Below are 575 nucleotides of genomic sequence, written 5' to 3' on the forward strand. Positions count from 1 at the left end.
CTGAGAATGAGTTATTTTCCAATTGGAATTTAAAAAATAAAAAATACAGTCTTTTAAATTATGTTTTACCTACTGAAGATTTAGATGATTTTAGATTGATAAAACAAAATATTAATATTTTGGAAACTTATGACTTCAAAGAAATTATAAATAAATACAATATAAATGACTACATCATTATGATTGTGTTTAAAGATAATAATAAAATAAGAGTATATAACAAAATCTTTTTTAATCAAAATAACAATTTAAAAAATTTAAATTATACTAAAGTTAATTTTGATGATGAAGAAGAGTTATTTGAATTTATTGATAATTTAAAATTAGTCTACGAAGATTTTTGGAAATCACAAAATCAAATTAATACTTCAGTTAAGTTATCTTTAAGTATCTCTATTGATAATTCTAATAATATAAAAATTGATAAATTTGAAAAAATTCTATCTAATATAGATTTGATATATAATTTTTCAATTTATAAGTTCGATAATCGAAATAATTTTTATAAAGTTATTTTTAATGGAACACCTGATAAGTTTTTAGAAGTTATGAGCGATCAAAATTATGATTTTGAA

General features: G+C 18.1%; 1 pseudogene. It reads left to right on the forward strand.

Going from position 1 to position 575, the window contains the following annotated elements:
- Positions 1 to 575: pseudogene (locus AMN81_RS06355) on the forward strand (hypothetical protein); the annotation flags it as partial.

The sequence above is a fragment of the Candidatus Pelagibacter communis genome (assembly GCF_001179845.1).
Classification (GTDB): Bacteria; Pseudomonadota; Alphaproteobacteria; order Pelagibacterales; family Pelagibacteraceae; genus Pelagibacter; species Pelagibacter ubique_Q.